The organism is Pseudomonas sp. DCB_BI, from assembly GCF_026240995.1.
Classification (GTDB): Bacteria; Pseudomonadota; Gammaproteobacteria; order Pseudomonadales; family Pseudomonadaceae; genus Aquipseudomonas.
Window position 1 is genome coordinate 1 of sequence record NZ_JAPFCG010000059.1, and the last position, 686, is coordinate 686.

Annotated in this window: 2 tRNA genes and 1 rRNA gene; all 3 read right to left on the reverse strand. The window is 50.7% G+C overall.

The features are described from left to right. Positions 1 to 176: 176 nt before the first annotated feature. Positions 177 to 252: transfer RNA gene (locus tag OO258_RS27275), tRNA-Ala, on the reverse strand. A 24-nt stretch (positions 253 to 276) separates the two neighbouring features. Further along, positions 277 to 353, reverse strand: a tRNA-Ile gene (locus tag OO258_RS27280). 85 nt (positions 354 to 438) lie between these two features. Beyond that, positions 439 to 686, reverse strand: a 16S ribosomal RNA gene (locus OO258_RS27285); the annotation flags it as partial.

Genomic DNA, 686 nt, shown 5'->3' on the forward strand with positions numbered 1-686 from the left:
TCGAGCAGAACTCACAAATTTTACCTTAGCCTGATCCACCAGCAGTGAAACTGGTGTTCAGTCTATATCTATCACATATCCGAATTTTTAAAGAACGATCTGACAAAAGCCAGAAATCAACATTCGAGCTGAATGTTCATTTCTAAGTTCTGACAAGCTATTGCGTACGGCGTAAGTGGTGGAGCCAAGCGGGATCGAACCGCTGACCTCCTGCGTGCAAGGCAGGCGCTCTCCCAGCTGAGCTATGGCCCCGTATTTTACGGCTAAACCATGTAATGGTAGGTCTGGGCAGATTTGAACTGCCGACCTCACCCTTATCAGGGGTGCGCTCTAACCAACTGAGCTACAGACCTATAACAGGGTCGCTTTACAGCATCGTCTTTTACAATGAATCAAGCAATTCGTGTGGGAGCTCATCAGCAGGCTGATGTCGTCGATTAAGGAGGTGATCCAGCCGCAGGTTCCCCTACGGCTACCTTGTTACGACTTCACCCCAGTCATGAATCACACCGTGGTAACCGTCCTCCCGAAGGTTAGACTAGCTACTTCTGGTGCAACCCACTCCCATGGTGTGACGGGCGGTGTGTACAAGGCCCGGGAACGTATTCACCGCGACATTCTGATTCGCGATTACTAGCGATTCCGACTTCACGCAGTCGAGTTGCAGACTGCGATCCGGACTTCAC